Genomic DNA, 17,793 nt, shown 5'->3' on the forward strand with positions numbered 1-17,793 from the left:
AACCGCCCGTAATCCAGTCATTAAAAAACCGCCCGACTCACTGAGCCGGGCGGTTTTTTCGTTGCCTGAACGGGCGTATTACATGTGCTTGATCAGGGCTTCACCGAAGCCCGAAGACGACACCAGGGTGGCGCCTTCCATCAGACGTTCGAAGTCATAGGTCACGGTCTTGGCCTTGATTGCGCCATTGGTGCCCTTGATGATCAGGTCCGCCGCCTCGGTCCAGCCCAGGTGACGCAGCATCATCTCCGCCGAGAGAATCACCGAACCCGGGTTGACCTGGTCCTTGCCGGCATATTTCGGCGCGGTGCCATGGGTCGCCTCGAACATGGCCACGGTGTCGGACAGGTTGGCGCCCGGTGCGATACCGATACCGCCCACTTCCGCCGCCAGGGCGTCGGAGAGGTAGTCACCGTTGAGGTTCAGGGTGGCAATCACATCGTACTCGGCCGGACGCAGCAGGATCTGCTGGAGCATGGCGTCGGCGATGGCATCCTTGACGATGACTTCGCGGCCGGTTTTCGGGTTCTTGAACTTCATCCACGGGCCGCCGTCGAGGAGCTCGGCGCCGAATTCGTTCTTCGCGATCTCGTAACCCCAGTCCTTGAAGGCACCTTCGGTGAACTTCATGATGTTGCCCTTGTGCACGATGGTCAGCGACTTGCGATCGTTGTCCACCACGTACTGCAAGGCCTTGCGCACCAGACGCTGGGTACCTTCTTTCGAGACCGGCTTGATGCCGATGCCGCAATCCTGGTCGAAACGGATCTTGGTGACGCCCATTTCTTCCTTCAGGAACTTGATGACCTTGTTGGCTTCAGGCGAACCGGCTTTCCACTCGATGCCGGCATAAATGTCTTCGGAGTTTTCGCGGAAGATCACCATGTCCACATCGCCGGGTTTTTTCACCGGGCTTGGTACACCGTCGAACCATACGACCGGACGCAGGCAGACATACAGGTCCAGCTGCTGGCGCAGGGCAACGTTGAGGGAACGGATACCACCGCCGACCGGGGTGGTCAGAGGCCCCTTGATGGAGACCACGTAATCTTTGACGGCATCCAGGGTTTCCTGGGGCAGCCAGGTGTCCTGGTCGTAAACCTGGGTGGCTTTCTCGCCGGCATAGACTTCCATCCAGGAAATCTTGCGCTTGCCCCCATAGGCCTTTTCCACGGCAGCATCAACCACTTTGATCATGACGGGACTGACGTCGACGCCAATACCGTCGCCTTCGATGAACGGGATGATCGGATTGTCAGGAACATTGAGAGAATGGTCTGCATTGACGGTGATTTTGTCACCGACGGCTGGAACCTGAATCTTCTTGTAACCCATGCTGAACTCCATCGATTGGATTGAACATCTGGCTTGGTTCGAGCGTAACCCAGTTAAATCAACGCGCAAACCCTATGTTCCGACGATCTGCCTCCAAGCCTTGCGATTGGCGCGCTACAAGCCTGAAAGCAAAGGGAAAAACGCCATTTTCAAGCACGACGAATGACGTCACCTGCGACCCGTCCCTGCGACCTTTAGACCAATGGACGAGAATCGTCGCGTATGAACCATCGGCAGATTGCCAGCTACCTATGTATAATGCCGCCGCTGACCAAAGGGTCACGACGGTTCGAGCGCCCCATGACGAGGCTTTGAACCTGAAATGTCGGCCTGTTATCGCAGCTCGGCTACTTGACGCCCTACTGATGCACCCAACATCACAGCAACGAAATCTCGATATTCGGCTCATGGATGACTTTGAACGAACGCGCTTACCCGGCGCCCTCGAGTTTCTGCGCACGCTTTAGCAAAGAAGAGAGAGTTAATCCGAATATGCCCACCCGCTCGAAGATCATCTATACCTTCACCGACGAAGCTCCCGCCCTCGCCACCTATTCACTGTTGCCTATCGTAGAGGCCTTCACCGCCTCGGCTGATATCGCCGTTGAAACCCGCGATATCTCTCTTGCAGGGCGCATCCTTTCCAGCTTCCCCGAGCAACTGGGCGAAAAAGCCGTAGCAGACCACCTCGCCGAACTGGGCGAACTGGCTGTTACGCCTGAAGCCAACATCATCAAACTGCCGAACATCAGCGCCTCGGTTCCGCAGCTGCAAGCCGCGATCAAGGAACTGCAAGCCCAGGGTTACAACCTGCCGGACTACCCGGAAACCGTCACCTGCGACGCTGACAAAGAAGCCAAGTCCCGTTACGACAAGGTCAAGGGCAGCGCCGTGAACCCGGTTCTGCGCGAAGGCAACTCCGACCGCCGCGCGCCGCTGTCGGTCAAGAACTACGCTCGCAAGCACCCGCACAAAATGGGCGCCTGGGCTGCCGACTCCAAGTCCCACGTTGCTCACATGAGCACCGGTGACTTCTACGGCAGCGAAAAAGCCGCTCTGATCGACGCCGCTGACGCCGTGAAGATCGAGCTGATCGCCCAAGACGGCACCGCCACCGTCCTGAAAGAAAAAACCAGCGTTCAGGCTGGCGAGATCCTCGACTGCGCCGTGATGAGCAAAAACGCCCTGCGCGCCTTCATCGCCGCTGAAATCGAAAGCGCCAAGCAACAAGGCGTGCTGCTGTCGGTTCACCTCAAAGCCACCATGATGAAGGTCTCCGACCCGATCATGTTCGGCCAGATCGTTGCCGAGTTCTATAAAGATGCCCTGGCCAAGCACGCTGACGTGCTGGCGCAGATCGGCTTCAACCTGAACAACGGCATCGGCGACCTGTACGCCCGCATCAAATCCCTGCCGGCCGAGCAGCAAGCTGCCATCGAAGCCGACATCCAGGCGGTGTACGCCGTTCGTCCTTCGCTGGCGATGGTCAACTCCGACAAGGGCATCACCAACCTGCACGTGCCGAGCGACGTCATCGTCGACGCCTCGATGCCAGCCATGATCCGTGACTCCGGCAAGATGTGGGGCACCGATGGCCAGCTGCACGATACCAAGGCCGTGATCCCGGATCGCTGCTACGCCACCATCTACCAGGCCGTGATCGAAGACTGCAAGGCCAACGGTGCGTTCGATCCGACCACCATGGGCAGCGTGCCTAACGTTGGTCTGATGGCCAAGAAAGCCGAAGAATACGGTTCCCACGACAAGACCTTCCAGATCAAGGCCGACGGCGTGGTTCGCGTAACCGACAGCAAAGGCGTCGTACTGATGGAGCAGGCTGTCGAAGCCGGCGACATCTTCCGCATGTGCCAGACCAAAGACGCGCCGATCCAGGACTGGGTCAAGCTGGCCGTCAACCGTGCCCGCGCAAGCGCCACTCCGGCCATCTTCTGGCTGGACCCGATGCGCGCCCACGACGGCGTGGTGATCGAGAAAGTTCAGGCCTACCTGAAGGATCACGACACTACCGGCCTGGACATCCAGATCATGGCGCCAGTTGCCGCGATGAAGTACACCCTGCAGCGCACCCGCGAAGGCAAGGACACCATCTCGGTTACCGGTAACGTTCTGCGTGACTACCTGACCGACCTGTTCCCGATCATGGAACTGGGCACCAGCGCCAAGATGCTGTCGATCGTGCCGCTGATGAACGGCGGTGGCCTGTTCGAAACCGGCGCCGGCGGTTCGGCTCCGAAGCACGTTCAGCAGCTGCTGGAAGAAAACTTCCTTCGCTGGGATTCCCTGGGCGAGTTCCTGGCCCTGGCCGCTTCCCTGGAACACCTGGGCGTGACCTACGACAACGCCAAGGCACTGGTTCTGGCCAAGACCCTGGACCAGGCGACCGGCCTGTTCCTGGACAACAACAAGTCGCCATCGCGTAAAGTCGGCAACATCGACAACCGCGGCAGCCACTTCTACCTGGCGCTGTACTGGGCCCAGGCCCTGGCCGCCCAGACCGAAGACACCGCGCTGCAAGCGCAGTTCGCACCTCTGGCCAAGACCCTGACCGAGAACGAAGCAACCATCGTTGCCGAGCTCAACGCCGTTCAGGGCAAGCCAGTGGACATCGGTGGTTACTACCACGCCGATGCCGAGCTGATCAGCAAGGCCATGCGCCCAAGCGCCACGCTGAACGCGGCGATTGCTGCACTGGTGTAAGGTTGTAAAGTGGTAAAGAAACCCCGGCCCCGTGCCGGGGTTTCTGTTTTGGCTCACACACTCCCGGCAAACACCGCTCCCACACTGGAATGCGTACAACCCTGAATTCGAGGAACCCCATGGACTGGCAACCCCACATCACCGTCGCCACCATCGTCGAGGACAACGGCCGCTTCCTCATGGTCGAGGAATCCAGGCACGGCCGTAACGTGCTCAACCAGCCCGCCGGCCACCTGGATCCGGACGAAACCCTGATCGAAGCCGCCGTGCGCGAAACCCTCGAGGAAACCGGCTGGGACGTCGAGCCGACCGGCGTACTGGGCATTTATCTCTACACCGCCCCCAGCAACCGCGTGACCTATCAGCGAGTCTGCTTCATCGCCAGACCACTCAAACACCACCCCGACTACCAACTCGACGAGGGCATCGTCGGCGCCAAGTGGTTGACCCGCGACGAATTAATCGAGCAGCGCGACAACTGGCGCAGCGAGCTGATCATCCGTTGCATCGATGATTATCTGGCCGGTAATCGCCACAGCCTCGAATTGATCCGCCCTTCCCTTTAGCCTTGCGCGCGCGAGCCTGATAGAATCGCGTCCTTTTTCAAGACACTCATTGAATTCCTATGCGTGATCCAGCCCCTTCTGATACACAAAAGAAGCGCGTCATTGTCGGCATGTCCGGCGGCGTGGACTCTTCCGTTTCCGCTCTCCTGCTGATCGAGCAGGGTTACGAGGTGGAAGGCCTGTTCATGAAGAACTGGGAAGAAGACGACGGAACCGAATACTGCACCGCCATGGATGACCTGGCGGACGCGCAGGCCGTGTGCGACAAGATCGGCATCAAGCTGCACACCGCCAACTTCGCCGCCGAGTACTGGGACAACGTGTTCGAGCACTTCCTGGAGGAGTACAAGGCCGGTCGCACGCCGAACCCGGACATCCTGTGCAACCGCGAGATCAAGTTCAAGGCGTTCCTCGACTACGCCATGATGCTGGGCGCCGACCTGATCGCCACCGGTCACTACGTGCGCCGCCGCGACATCGATGGCCGCACCGAACTGCTCAAGGGTCTGGACCCGAACAAGGACCAGAGCTACTTCCTGCACGCCGTCGGCGGCGAACAGATCGCCAAGACCCTGTTCCCGGTCGGCGAACTGGAAAAGCCCGAAGTGCGTGCGATTGCCGAGAAATACGAACTGGCGACCGCCAAGAAGAAGGATTCCACCGGGATCTGCTTCATCGGCGAGCGTCGTTTCACCGACTTCCTCAAGCAATACCTGCCGGCACAACCGGGCGAAATCAAAACCACCGAAGGCGAAGTCATCGGCCGTCACCACGGCCTGATGTACCACACCATCGGCCAGCGTCAGGGCCTGGGTATCGGCGGACTGAAGGACGCCGGTGACGAGCCGTGGTACGTCCTGATCAAGGACCTGGAACACAACGAACTGATCGTTGGCCAGGGCAACGATCACCCGTATCTGTTCTCCCGTGCCCTGCTCGCCTCGGACATCTATTGGGTCAATCCGATCGACCTGAGCCAGCCGCGCCGGTTGACCGCCAAGGTCCGCTATCGCCAGAGCGACCAGCCCTGCACCCTGGAAAAAACCGCTACCGGCTATCGCGCAACATTCGATGACCCGCAACGCGCAGTGACCCCAGGCCAATCCGTGGTGTTCTACGACGGTGAAATCTGCCTGGGCGGCGGCGTGATCGAAGTGGCGGAACCATGGACCAGCAAGGGCGCACAGCAATGAGCCCGATTCAGGAGCAACTGACAGCACTGGGCGGCGTGTTTCTCGCCGCGGTGCTGGTGGACAGGATCGCCAAGACCGGCCAGACCAACGAGGCCGGCCTGACCTGCATGCTCGGCAGCCTGCTGATCCGCGACCCCAAGGACACTCTTGAGGTCTACGGCGGCGACGACATCAATCTGCGCGAGGGCTACCGCGCCCTGATCGGCGCCCTCGAACGCGACCCGAGCGCCCTGCAGCGCGAACCGTTGCGTTACGCACTGTCGATGCTTGGCCTTGAGCGGCAACTGGCCAAGCGCGACGACATGCTCGACATCATCGGCAAGCGCCTGCCGCAGATTCAGTCCCAGGTCGATCATTTCGGCCCGGCCCACGAAAACGTCGTTGCCGCCTGCGGCGCGCTGTATCAGGACACCCTGAGCACCCTGCGCCAACGCATCCAGGTCCACGGCGACATGCGCAACCTGCAGCAGCCGAGCAACGCCTCGAAGATCCGCGCCCTGTTGCTGGCCGGCATCCGCTCGGCACGCCTGTGGCGCCAACTGGGCGGCCATCGCTGGCAGCTGGTGATCAGCCGGCGCAAATTGCTCAAAGAGCTTTATCCACTGATGCGCAGCAGCTGAAACGCATCGGCGACACCGTTTTGTAGTCTGTAACGCGTAATACGCTGGTCAGTTGGCAACGGACCTGCGGATTTTTTCATGTATGATACGCGCCCCATTTCGTTGCCCGACTGTCCGAGAACACCCCATGCAGCTCTCTTCGCTCACTGCGGTTTCCCCTGTTGACGGCCGCTACGCCGGCAAAACCCAGGCCCTGCGCCCAATTTTCAGCGAGTACGGCCTGATCCGTGCCCGCGTCCTGGTTGAAGTGCGCTGGCTCCAGCGCCTGGCCGCTCACCCTGCCATCAGCGAAGTGCCGGCGTTCTCCGCCGAAGCCAACGCTGTGCTCAACGCCCTGGCGGAAAACTTCTCTCTGGAGCACGCCGAGCGCGTCAAAGAGATCGAGCGCACCACCAACCACGACGTCAAAGCCATCGAATACCTGCTCAAAGAGCAGGCGGCCAAGCTGCCGGAACTGGCCAAGGTCAGCGAATTCATCCACTTTGCCTGCACCAGCGAGGACATCAACAACCTGTCCCACGCCCTGATGCTGCGCGAAGGCCGTGATGACGTGATGCTGCCGCTGATGCGCCAGACCGCCAACGCCATCCGCGAACTGGCCCAGCGTTTCGCTGACGTGCCAATGCTGTCGCGCACCCACGGTCAACCGGCTTCGCCGACCACCCTGGGCAAGGAACTGGCCAACGTGGTCTACCGTCTGGAGCGCCAGATCGCTCAGGTCGCCGCCGTTCCGCTGCTGGGCAAGATCAACGGTGCCGTGGGCAACTACAACGCTCACCTGTCGGCCTACCCGGAAATCGACTGGGAAGCCAACGCCCGCGCCTTCATCGAAGACGAGCTGGGCCTGGGCTTCAACCCGTACACCACGCAGATCGAGCCGCACGACTACATTGCCGAGCTGTTCGACGCGATCGCCCGCTTCAACACCATCCTGATCGACTTCGACCGCGACATCTGGGGCTACATCTCCCTGGGTTATTTCAAACAGCGCACCATCGCTGGCGAAATCGGTTCCTCGACCATGCCGCACAAGGTCAACCCGATCGACTTCGAAAACTCCGAAGGCAACCTGGGCATCGCCAACGCACTGTTCCAGCACCTGGCGAGCAAGCTGCCAATCTCCCGCTGGCAGCGCGACCTGACCGACTCCACCGTACTGCGTAACCTCGGTGTCGGCTTCGCCCACAGCGTGATCGCTTACGAAGCCAGCCTCAAAGGCATCAGCAAGCTGGAGCTCAACGCACAAAAGATCGCCGAAGATCTGGACGCTTGCTGGGAAGTTCTGGCCGAGCCGATCCAGACCGTGATGCGCCGCTACAACATCGAGAACCCGTACGAGAAGTTGAAAGAACTGACTCGCGGCAAGGGCATCAGCCCTGAAGCGCTGCAGACTTTCATCGACGGTCTCGAAATGCCTGAAGCCGCCAAGGCCGAGCTGAAACTGCTCACTCCGGCCAGCTACATCGGCAACGCCGTGGCGCAAGCCAAACGCATCTGATCCACCGCTGGACCATTCAAAAGACGCCCGGCCGCGCCGGGCGTTTTTATTCCCGTATGAAAAGCGCATTTTTTCAATAGGTTACACATGAATCCTGACATCCCTCTTCAACTTCTGGGCGGCATCACGGCACGGGAGTTCCTGCGCGACTACTGGCAGAAAAAACCGCTGCTGATCCGTCAGGCGATTCCTGATTTCGAAAGCCCGATCGATGCCGACGAACTCGCCGGCCTGGCCCTGGAAGAAGAAGTCGAATCGCGTTTGGTCATCGAGAACGGCGAGCGTCCATGGGAATTGCGTCGCGGCCCGTTCGCCGAAGACGAGTTCAGCAAACTGCCGGAGCGCGAGTGGACCCTGCTGGTGCAGGCGGTCGACCAGTTCGTGCCGGAAGTCAGCGAACTGCTGGAAAACTTCCGCTTCCTGCCGAGCTGGCGCATCGATGACGTGATGATCAGCTACGCCGCACCGGGCGGCAGCGTCGGTCCGCACTTCGACAACTACGACGTGTTCCTGCTGCAAGGCCACGGCAAGCGCAGCTGGAAAATCGGCCAGATGTGCAACACCGAAAGCCCGCTGCTGCAACACGCCGACCTGCGCATCCTCGCCGAATTCGAAGGCACCGATGAGTGGGTGCTGGAACCGGGCGACATGCTCTACCTGCCGCCACGCCTGGCGCACTGGGGCGTTGCCGTGGACGACTGCCTGACCTACTCCGTAGGCTTCCGTGCACCGAGCGCTTCGGAAGTGCTGACTCACTTCACCGACTTCCTCAGCCAGTTCCTGTCGGACGAAGAGCGCTATACCGATGCCGACGCCCAGCCGGTGTCCGACCCGCACCAGATCCAGCGCGACGCCCTCGATCGCCTGAAGAGCCTGCTGGCCGAGCACATGAGCGACGAGCGCCTGCTGCTGACCTGGTTCGGCCAGTTCATGACCGAACCGCGCTACCCGGAACTGGTGGTCGGTCCGGAAGAAGTCGAAGAAGACGACTTCCTCAGCGCCCTGGAAGATGGCGCCGTGCTGATCCGCAACCCGAGTGCGCGCCTGGCCTGGTCGGAAGTGGATGACGACCTGCTGCTGTTCGCCAGCGGCCAGAGCCGTTATCTGCCGGGCAAACTGCGCGAGCTGCTGAAGCTGATCTGTGCCGCCGACGCCCTGCACGTCGACAACCTCGGCGCCTGGCTGAGCGACGAAGATGGCCGCGGCCTGCTGTGTGAACTGGTCAAGCAAGGAAGCCTGGGGTTTGCCGATGAATAAGATTCGCGTACGTGTCGCAGACTGGCAAAAGGACAACGCCGAGATCCGGCGCATTCGTGAAGCGGTGTTTGTCGCCGAGCAATCCGTTCCACCAGAACTGGAGTGGGATGCCGACGACGTGACGGCCGTGCATTTCCTCGCCCTCGAAGGCGACTTCCCGATCGGCACCGCCCGCCTGCTGCCTGACGGTCACGTCGGCCGGGTGTCGGTGCTCAAGGACTGGCGGGGCCTGAAAGTCGGCGATGCGCTGATGCACGCAGTGATCGACGAGGCCGAGAAGCGCGGGCTGAAGCAGCAAATGCTCAGCGCCCAGGTCCAGGCCACGGCGTTCTACGAGCGCCTGGGTTTCAGCATGGTCAGCGAGGAATTCCTGGAAGCCGGGATTCCTCATGTCGATATGGTTCGTCATTCGGCTTGAGACCGAGGCGTCACCTTCGCGGGCAAGCCTCGCTCCTACGACCTGTAGGAGCGAGGCTTGCCCGCGAAGAGAGCCTCAGAAACACCACAAAACGCCCCGCCATTTGCCAATGCCGGGGCGTTTTGCTGTCTACGATTCAATTAGCCCCACGCGACGCCGACAAACTGGATACCCTCGGCTCTACAACACCTTTCATCGCGGAGATAACGGATATGTCCCTACGCACCCTGCTCACCACGCTGCTGGTGGCCTGCAGTTTTTCGGTCATGGCGGCCACCGAAATCGTGCCCCTGAACTACCACACCAGCGCCGACATGTTGCCCGTGGCGCAGAATTTCATCGGCAAGGACGGCCAGGTCAGCGCCTATGGCAATCAGCTGATCGTCAACGCCGATCAGCGCAAGATCGACGAACTTAAAGCCCTGATCAGCCAACTCGATACTGCGCCAAAACGCCTGCTGATCACCGTCGACACCAACGAAAACAACGTCCAGGGCGACCAGGGTTACTCGATCAACGGCAACAAACCGCAGGTGCGCATCATCAACCGCAGCACCGACAGCCGGGACGGCGGCATCCAGCAGGTCCAGGCCACCGACGGCATGCCGGCACTGATCCAGATCGGCCAGAGCGTACCGCTGACCAGCACCCAGACCGACTCCTACGGCGACCTGCGCAGCGAGACCGAATACCGCAACGTCACCCAGGGTTTTTACGTCACCGCCAGCGTCACCGGCGAGATCGTCCATCTGTCGATCAGTACCAACCGTGACCGCATGAGCCAGGAACGTCCCGATGTAGTGAACGTCCAAAGTACCGACACAACCGTCACCGGGCGCGTGGGTGAATGGATCCTCCTGGCCGGCGTAAATGGTCAGACACAGGCCGATAAACAGGGCCTGGCCCGCAGCTACTCGACCCAAAGCCGCAACGACATGACCCTGCGGGTGAAAGTCGATACTTTGGACTGAGACACCGAAAACTGACTGGCAAGTCGTATTAGACCAAAGATGTAGTGCTTGAAAAAAAGCACTACAAATTGTTTGACGGGGCAAAAAAGCGAAGGCATGATGGCCTCGCTCCCGCTAATCAGAGGCCCTGGCAAGGGCCTTCGAGGCGATGTTCGCACCTACCCCCGCGAACCGCTTCGTGTCTGTACCGCCCATAAGGTGTGTTTGACGAGGTTGCCGACTGGAACGAAGTTGTCCCGAGGGACGGAAGCTAATTTAGGTAACCCGGCACCACACTGATGTTCGCACCAAGGCCCACGACGCCCGAATGCGCCCGCAGTTTTCGCCTTTACCTGCTCACTTCCCCTCGAGCCCATCGTTCATCCCGTCGCCATCCCCGCCGAACCGACCTGACCACCCGAGTCTCTGGTCAGCGAGCGCATGAATATTCCACCGCAGAACAACTTTTCATAAAGACGCGACGAGGTTTATCTCCATGGCACTGACACGCGAACAGCAAATTGCAGCCCTTGAAAAAGACTGGGCTGAAAACCCGCGCTGGAAAGGCGTGACACGCACCTACTCCGCTGCTGACGTCGTCCGCCTGCGTGGCTCGGTTCAACCTGAGCACACCTTTGCAAAAATGGGCGCCGAGAAGCTGTGGAACCTGGTTACCCAGGGTGCCAAGCCAGCCTTCCGTCCTGAGAAAGATTTCGTCAACTGCATGGGCGCCCTGACCGGCGGCCAGGCCGTACAACAAGTCAAAGCCGGTATCCAGGCGATCTACCTGTCGGGCTGGCAAGTGGCTGCGGACAACAACTCCGCCGAATCGATGTACCCTGACCAGTCGCTGTACCCGGTGGACTCGGTTCCAACCGTGGTCAAGCGCATCAACAACTCGTTCCGTCGTGCCGACCAGATCCAGTGGAAAGCCGGCAAGAACCCGGGCGATGAAGGCTACATCGACTACTTCGCGCCAATCGTGGCTGACGCCGAAGCCGGTTTCGGCGGCGTACTGAACGCCTACGAGCTGATGAAGAGCATGATCGAAGCAGGCGCCGCCGGCGTTCACTTCGAAGACCAACTGGCTTCCGTGAAGAAGTGCGGTCACATGGGCGGCAAGGTACTGGTTCCTACCCAGGAAGCCGTGCAGAAGCTGGTCGCTGCCCGTCTGGCCGCTGACGTTGCCGGCACGCCGACCATCATCCTGGCACGTACCGACGCCAACGCCGCCGACCTGCTGACTTCCGACTGCGACCCGTACGACCAGCCATTCGTGACTGGCGAGCGCACCCAGGAAGGCTTCTACAAAGTACGCGCCGGCCTGGACCAGGCAATCGCCCGCGGCCTGGCTTACGCTCCATACGCCGACTTGATCTGGTGCGAAACCGCCAAGCCGGACCTGGAAGAAGCCCGTCGCTTCGCCGAAGCGATCAAGAAGGAATACCCGGACCAACTGCTGTCGTACAACTGCTCGCCTTCCTTCAACTGGAAGAAAAACCTGGACGACGCGACCATCGCCAAGTTCCAGCGCGAACTGTCCGCCATGGGCTACAAGCACCAGTTCATCACCCTGGCCGGCATTCACAACATGTGGCACAGCATGTTCAACCTGGCGCACGACTACGCCCGCAACGACATGACTGCCTACGTGAAACTGCAAGAGCAGGAATTCGCCGACGCCGCCAAGGGCTACACCTTCGTGGCTCACCAGCAGGAAGTGGGCACCGGCTACTTCGACGACATGACCACCGTGATCCAGGGTGGCTCGTCCTCGGTAACCGCGCTGACCGGTTCGACTGAAGAAGAGCAGTTCCACTGATTCGCTTCATCTGAGTCAACGGCCGTTGCGCACTGGATAGAAAGCTAACCGCAGCGCTGCACATCTGACGCCCCGACTGGTTCGGGGCGTTTTTTTGCCTGAAATTCAACAAACACCACAAAACCCTGTAGGAGCTGACGAGTGAAACGAGGCTGCGATCTTTTGATCTTGCTTAAAAGAAAAATCAAAAGATCGCAGCCTCGTTTCACTCGTCAGCTCCTACAGTAACGCCCCATATAAGCCAACTTTCCCAAGCACCTCACATAAAAAAGTTTAAAAACCACCTCAAACAATAATAATTATCATTTAGATAAAAACATGTTCGTTACATTACCTACAAAACATAATTGACGAAAAATCGGCTAATGCCCGCAACGCAAGGGCTACAGGGGTTTTGGGGGCTGGGGATGTCCTTATTCCTATAAATAATTTCGCTATAGGAATTTTACTTGCAGGGTGTTTAGCCATAAAATCAGCGGGATTGATTGCTGCGACATATCGTCACTGCATTGTTTCTTTTCAAGCTCAGAGACCTTTGCTCTCTGTTAAGGATTACCAGCATGCCCGAAGCGACAGGACTCATGGCCCACAACTGGGGCTTTGCCATTTTCCTTCTAGGCGTCATCGGCCTCTGTGCCTTCATGCTGGGTGTATCCAGCCTCCTCGGGTCAAAAGCCTGGGGCCGCAGCAAAAACGAACCGTTCGAGTCCGGCATGCTACCTACAGGTGGCGCCCGCTTGCGGCTCTCTGCCAAATTCTATCTGGTCGCGATGCTCTTCGTGATCTTCGATATCGAAGCCCTCTTTCTCTTTGCATGGTCTGTGTCCGTCCGCGAAAGCGGCTGGACCGGATTCGTCGAAGCTCTCGTTTTCATAGCAATTCTGTTGGCAGGTCTTGTCTACCTATTCCGAGTGGGCGCCCTTGATTGGGCTCCGGAAGCTCGGCGCAAGCGGCAAGCGAAGCTGAAACAATGAGGCTTTGGCAATGCAATACAATCTCACCAGGATCGACCCCGATGCTCCTAACGAGCAGTATCCGATTGGCCAACGGGAAACCGTTTCCGATCCGTTAGAAGATCAAGTCCACAAAAACATCTTCATGGGCAAGCTCGAAGACGTGCTTAGCGGCGCCATCAACTGGGGTCGCAAGAACTCCCTGTGGCCGTATAACTTCGGTCTTTCGTGCTGCTACGTGGAAATGACCACCGCCTTCACGGCGCCCCACGACATCGCGCGCTTTGGCGCCGAAGTTATCCGGGCATCACCGCGTCAGGCGGATTTCATGGTTATCGCCGGTACCTGCTTCGTCAAGATGGCGCCGATCATCCAGCGTCTCTACGAGCAGATGCTCGAACCGAAGTGGGTTATCTCCATGGGTTCGTGCGCCAACTCGGGTGGCATGTACGACATCTACTCTGTGGTCCAGGGGGTGGACAAGTTCCTGCCCGTGGACGTTTACGTGCCTGGCTGCCCTCCCCGCCCTGAGGCTTTCCTGCAAGGCTTGATGCTGTTGCAGGAGTCGATTGGCCAGGAGCGTCGCCCACTTTCCTGGGTCGTTGGCGATCAAGGCGTTTATCGCGCCGACATGCCATCGGAAAAGGAAAAGCGCCGCGAACAGCGTATTCAGGTCACCAACCTGCGCAGCCCCGACGAAGTCTGATCCAGTTCCGCTGTTTCAAAGAAACGAAAAACTGGCTTCATTCTTTACGTTGACCGAAAGCGATAAATAACCATGACTACAGGCAGTGCTCTGTACATCCCGCCTTACAAGGCAGACGACCAGGATGTGGTCGTCGAACTGAACAATCGTTTTGGCCCCGAGGCGTTCACCGCCCAGCCTACCCGCACCGGCATGCCGGTGCTTTGGGTTGCCCGCGCCAAACTCGTTGAAGTCCTGACCTTCCTGCGCAACCTTCCAAAACCGTACGTCATGCTCTATGACCTGCACGGTGTGGACGAGCGTCTGCGTACCAAGCGTCAAGGGCTGCCCAACGGCGCCGATTTCTCCGTCTTCTATCACTTGATGTCGATCGAGCGTAATAGTGACGTAATGATCAAGGTCGCCTTGTCCGAGAGCGACCTCAGCTTGCCGAGCGTCACCAGCATCTGGCCGAACGCCAACTGGTACGAGCGTGAAGTCTGGGACATGTACGGCATCGACTTCAAAGGTCACCCGCACCTGTCGCGCATCATGATGCCGCCGACCTGGGAAGGTCACCCGCTGCGCAAGGACTTCCCTGCCCGCGCCACCGAATTCGATCCGTTCACCCTGAACCTGGCCAAGCAGCAGCTCGAGGAAGAGTCCGCGCGCTTCAAGCCGGAAGACTGGGGCATGAAGCGTTCCGGCCCGAACGAGGACTACATGTTCCTCAACCTGGGTCCGAACCACCCTTCGGCGCACGGTGCATTCCGTATCATCCTGCAGCTGGACGGTGAAGAGATCGTCGACTGCGTTCCGGACATCGGCTACCACCACCGTGGTGCAGAGAAGATGGCCGAGCGTCAGTCCTGGCACAGCTTCATCCCGTACACCGACCGTATCGACTACCTCGGCGGCGTGATGAACAACCTGCCGTACGTGCTCTCGGTCGAGAAGCTGGCCGGCATCAAGGTGCCGGAAAAGGTCGACGTCATCCGCATCATGATGGCCGAGTTCTTCCGGATCACCAGTCACCTGCTGTTCCTGGGTACCTACATCCAGGACGTCGGCGCCATGACCCCGGTGTTCTTCACCTTTACCGACCGTCAGCGCGCCTACACCGTGATCGAAGCGATCACCGGTTTCCGTCTGCACCCGGCCTGGTACCGCATCGGTGGCGTCGCCCACGACCTGCCGCGCGGCTGGGAAAAGCTGGTCAAGGATTTCGTCGAGTGGATGCCAAAGCGTCTGGACGAATACCAGAAGGCCGCTCTGGACAACAGCATCCTGCGTGGCCGTACCATCGGCGTCGCCGACTACAACACCAAGCAAGCCCTGGAATGGGGTGTCACCGGTGCCGGTCTGCGTTCCACCGGTTGCGACTTCGACCTGCGTAAAGCGCGTCCGTACTCGGGCTACGAGAACTTCGAATTCGAAGTACCGCTGGCCGCCAATGGCGATGCCTACGACCGTTGCATCGTGCGGGTGGAAGAAATGCGCCAGAGCATCCGGATCATCGACCAATGCCTGCGCAACATGCCGGAAGGCCCGTACAAGGCGGATCACCCGCTGACCACGCCGCCGCCCAAAGAGCGCACGCTGCAGCACATCGAAACCCTGATCACGCACTTCCTGCAAGTATCGTGGGGCCCGGTCATGCCGGCCAACGAATCCTTCCAGATGATCGAAGCGACCAAGGGCATCAACAGTTATTACCTGACGAGCGATGGCGGCACCATGAGCTACCGCACCCGGATCCGTACCCCAAGCTTCGCCCACCTGCAGCAGATCCCTTCGGTGATCAAAGGCAGCATGGTCGCGGACTTGATCGCGTACCTGGGTAGTATCGACTTCGTTATGGCCGACGTGGACCGCTAAGCATGAACAGCACGCTTATCCAGACAGACCGTTTCACCTTGAGTGAAACCGAGCGCTCGGCCATCGAGCACGAGCTGCATCACTATGAAGACCCGCGCGCGGCGTCCATCGAAGCCCTGAAGATCGTCCAGAAGGAACGTGGCTGGGTACCGGATGGCGCCCTGTACGCCATCGGCGAAATCCTCGGCATCCCGGCCAGCGACGTCGAAGGCGTTGCAACCTTCTATAGTCAGATCTTCCGTCAACCGGTAGGTCGCCACATCATTCGCGTCTGCGACAGCATGGTCTGCTACATCGGCGGCCACGAGTCCGTGGTCAGCGAAATCCAGAGCAAGCTGGGCATCGGCCTGGGGCAGACTACCGCCGACGGTCGTTTCACCTTGCTGCCGGTCTGCTGCCTCGGCAACTGCGACAAGGCGCCGGCGTTGATGATCGACGACGACACTTTCGGTGATGTGCAGCCGGCAGGCGTTGCCAAACTGCTCGAGGGCTACGTATGACCCTGACTTCCTTCGGTCCTGCCAACCGCATCAAGCGTTCGGCCGAGACTCACCCGCTCACCTGGCGTCTGCGTGACGACGGCGAAGCCGTCTGGCTCGACGAGTACCAGGCCAAGAACGGTTACGCCGCTGCACGCAAGGCCTTCGCCGACATGGCTCAGGACGACATCGTCCAGACCGTGAAAGACTCCGGCCTCAAAGGCCGCGGCGGTGCAGGCTTCCCCACTGGCGTGAAGTGGGGCCTGATGCCGAAAGACGAATCCATCAACATCCGCTACCTGCTGTGCAACGCGGACGAAATGGAACCCAATACCTGGAAAGACCGCATGCTGATGGAGCAACTGCCCCATCTGCTGATCGAAGGCATGCTGATCAGTGCCCGCGCACTGAAAACCTACCGTGGCTACATCTTCCTGCGCGGCGAGTACACCACCGCCGCCAAGCACCTGAACCGTGCCGTGGAAGAAGCCAAGGCAGCAGGTCTTCTGGGCAAGAACATCCTGGGCAGCGGTTTCGATTTCGAACTGTTCGTCCACACCGGCGCCGGGCGTTACATCTGCGGTGAAGAAACCGCACTGATCAACTCCCTCGAAGGCCGCCGCGCCAACCCGCGCTCCAAGCCGCCCTTCCCTGCCGCCGTTGGCGTGTGGGGCAAGCCGACCTGCGTGAACAACGTCGAGACCCTGTGCAACGTGCCGGCGATCATTGCCGACGGCGTGGACTGGTACAAATCGTTGGCTCGCGAAGGCAGCGAAGACATGGGCACCAAGCTCATGGGCTTCTCCGGCAAGGTCAAGAATCCTGGCCTGTGGGAGCTACCATTCGGCGTGACCGCTCGCGAGCTGTTCGAAGACTACGCCGGCGGCATGCGCGACGGTTACAAGCTCAAGGCCTGGCAACCAGGCGGAGCCGGTACCGGCTTCCTGTTGCCAGAGCACCTGGATGCACAAATGTACGCCGGCGGCATCGCCAAAGTGGGCACCCGTATGGGTACCGGGCTGGCCATGGCGGTGGATGACAGCATCAACATGGTGTCCCTGCTGCGCAACATGGAGCAGTTCTTCGCTCGCGAATCCTGTGGCTTCTGCACCCCATGCCGTGACGGCCTGCCATGGAGCGTCAAGCTGCTGATGGCGATCGAGAACGGTCAAGGGCGTGCCGGCGACATCGAGACCCTGCTGGGTCTGGTCGGTTTCCTCGGCCCAGGCAAGACCTTCTGTGCTCACGCACCGGGCGCCGTGGAGCCGTTGGGCAGCGCAATCAAATACTTCCGCCATGAGTTCGAAGCCGGCATCGCGCCTGAAAGCGCCGTCGTCCCGCCTCTGGCAAAGCCGATCGTAGTCGGCGCGTAAACGCTTAAAAAAAGCGAAGGGTCCGTGCCCTTCGCTTTTCGTGCGATG

General features: G+C 59.8%; 16 protein-coding genes. 15 read left to right on the top strand and 1 reads right to left on the bottom strand.

The annotated features are described in order from the left end of the window. Positions 1-78: 78 nt before the first annotated feature. Positions 79-1,335 (bottom strand): NADP-dependent isocitrate dehydrogenase, encoded by a 1,257-nt coding sequence (gene icd, locus HNO86_RS13090; RefSeq protein ID WP_175377374.1) that lies wholly within the window; start codon positions 1,333-1,335, stop codon positions 79-81. Between icd and HNO86_RS13095 the strand changes: the two genes are divergently transcribed. From HNO86_RS13095 to nuoF, 15 genes are all read left to right on the top strand, one after another. Further along, the gene (locus HNO86_RS13095; protein ID WP_175377375.1) at positions 1,334-1,501 is read left to right on the top strand and encodes a hypothetical protein; all 168 of its coding nucleotides are present in this window, start codon (positions 1,334-1,336) and stop codon (positions 1,499-1,501) included. The genes icd and HNO86_RS13095 overlap by 2 nt on opposite strands. A gap of 326 nt (positions 1,502-1,827) precedes the next feature. After that, positions 1,828-4,053, top strand: coding sequence for an NADP-dependent isocitrate dehydrogenase (locus HNO86_RS13100; RefSeq protein ID WP_175377376.1), 2,226 nt, complete (start codon positions 1,828-1,830; stop codon positions 4,051-4,053). A gap of 119 nt (positions 4,054-4,172) precedes the next feature. Next, positions 4,173-4,619, top strand: a complete 447-nt coding sequence (locus HNO86_RS13105) for an NUDIX hydrolase (protein WP_175377377.1) — start codon at positions 4,173-4,175, stop codon at positions 4,617-4,619. Between the two features lie 59 nt (positions 4,620-4,678). Further along, positions 4,679-5,812: a tRNA 2-thiouridine(34) synthase MnmA gene (mnmA, locus tag HNO86_RS13110; protein WP_175377378.1), complete on the top strand. Its 1,134-nt coding sequence runs from the start codon at positions 4,679-4,681 to the stop codon at positions 5,810-5,812. After that, complete coding sequence (gene hflD, locus HNO86_RS13115; RefSeq protein ID WP_110963730.1) at positions 5,809-6,432, top strand: high frequency lysogenization protein HflD; 624 nt, start codon at positions 5,809-5,811, stop codon at positions 6,430-6,432. Before mnmA ends, hflD begins: the two co-directional genes overlap by 4 nt. Before the next feature lie 127 nt (positions 6,433-6,559). Then, positions 6,560-7,930: an adenylosuccinate lyase gene (purB, locus tag HNO86_RS13120; RefSeq protein ID WP_175377379.1), complete on the top strand. Its 1,371-nt coding sequence runs from the start codon at positions 6,560-6,562 to the stop codon at positions 7,928-7,930. Positions 7,931-8,017: 87 nt separating this feature from the next. Further along, entirely contained in the window at positions 8,018-9,187 is a 1,170-nt protein-coding gene (locus HNO86_RS13125) for a cupin domain-containing protein (RefSeq protein WP_175377380.1), read from the top strand. Further along, positions 9,180-9,605, top strand: a complete 426-nt coding sequence (locus HNO86_RS13130; RefSeq protein ID WP_175377381.1) for a GNAT family N-acetyltransferase — start codon at positions 9,180-9,182, stop codon at positions 9,603-9,605. The genes HNO86_RS13125 and HNO86_RS13130 overlap by 8 nt, the downstream gene beginning before the upstream one ends. Positions 9,606-9,817: 212 nt before the next feature. Beyond that, complete coding sequence (locus tag HNO86_RS13135; RefSeq protein WP_175377382.1) at positions 9,818-10,576, top strand: secretin N-terminal domain-containing protein; 759 nt, start codon at positions 9,818-9,820, stop codon at positions 10,574-10,576. Positions 10,577-11,051: 475 nt separating this feature from the next. Further along, on the top strand, positions 11,052-12,377 hold the full coding sequence (gene aceA, locus HNO86_RS13140; RefSeq protein ID WP_175377383.1) for an isocitrate lyase: 1,326 nt from the start codon (positions 11,052-11,054) through the stop codon (positions 12,375-12,377). A 560-nt stretch (positions 12,378-12,937) separates the two neighbouring features. Further along, positions 12,938-13,351 (top strand): NADH-quinone oxidoreductase subunit A, encoded by a 414-nt coding sequence (locus tag HNO86_RS13145; protein WP_077045930.1) that lies wholly within the window; start codon positions 12,938-12,940, stop codon positions 13,349-13,351. A gap of 10 nt (positions 13,352-13,361) precedes the next feature. Then, entirely contained in the window at positions 13,362-14,036 is a 675-nt protein-coding gene (locus HNO86_RS13150) for an NADH-quinone oxidoreductase subunit B family protein (RefSeq protein WP_175377384.1), read from the top strand. 72 nt (positions 14,037-14,108) lie between these two features. Then, positions 14,109-15,893: an NADH-quinone oxidoreductase subunit C/D gene (nuoC, locus tag HNO86_RS13155; protein ID WP_175377385.1), complete on the top strand. Its 1,785-nt coding sequence runs from the start codon at positions 14,109-14,111 to the stop codon at positions 15,891-15,893. Between the two features lie 2 nt (positions 15,894-15,895). Beyond that, positions 15,896-16,393 carry an NADH-quinone oxidoreductase subunit NuoE gene (gene nuoE, locus HNO86_RS13160; protein ID WP_008020715.1) on the top strand — a complete coding sequence of 166 codons (498 nt, stop codon included), beginning with the start codon at positions 15,896-15,898 and terminating at the stop codon, positions 16,391-16,393. Further along, entirely contained in the window at positions 16,390-17,745 is a 1,356-nt protein-coding gene (nuoF, locus tag HNO86_RS13165) for an NADH-quinone oxidoreductase subunit NuoF (protein ID WP_175377386.1), read from the top strand. Before nuoE ends, nuoF begins: the two co-directional genes overlap by 4 nt. The last annotated feature ends 48 nt before the right edge of the window (positions 17,746-17,793 follow it).

Source organism: Pseudomonas sp. C1C7, from assembly GCF_013359595.1.
Classification (GTDB): Bacteria; Pseudomonadota; Gammaproteobacteria; order Pseudomonadales; family Pseudomonadaceae; genus Aquipseudomonas.